The sequence below is a fragment of the Pseudomonas sp. MD195_PC81_125 genome, assembly GCF_014060985.1.
Classification (GTDB): domain Bacteria; phylum Pseudomonadota; class Gammaproteobacteria; order Pseudomonadales; family Pseudomonadaceae; genus Aquipseudomonas; species Aquipseudomonas parakoreensis.
On record NZ_JABULD010000375.1, the window covers coordinates 1 to 504 of the forward strand.

General features: G+C 56.2%; 1 protein-coding gene. It reads right to left on the reverse strand.

Going from position 1 to position 504, the window contains the following annotated elements:
• A partial coding sequence (locus HT737_RS15605; RefSeq protein ID WP_182403181.1) for a FoF1 ATP synthase subunit gamma occupies positions 1 to 504 on the reverse strand: 504 nt, incomplete at both ends.

Genomic DNA, 504 nt, shown 5'->3' on the forward strand with positions numbered 1-504 from the left:
GCCACCCAGTGGAATCAACTGCTCCACGGTAGGCTGTTGCGTCATGGTGTTGATGAACTTGTTGGATACCACGGACAGGCGGTCAATACGGCCGTCCAGGTAGGCATCCAGCATCACCTTGACGCTGCCGATCAGATCATTGATCGACGGCTCTTCACCCAGGTGGCTGATAGCTGCAACGACGTTACCGCCGAAGTTACGGAAAAAGGCCGCACCCTTGCTACCAACAACACACAGATCAATCTCGACGCCGTTTTCGCGGTTTACCGCCATGTCCTTGACCAGGGCCTTGAACAGGTTGGTGTTCAAGCCGCCGCACAGACCACGGTCACTGCTCACTACGACATAACCGACGCGCTTTACTTCACGGTCGATCATGAACGGGTGGCGGTATTCCGGGTTGGCGTTGGCCAGATGCCCAATTACCTGGCGGATACGTTCCGCATAAGGACGGCTAGCAGCCATGCGCATTTGTGCCTTGCGCATTTTGCTTGACCGCCACTT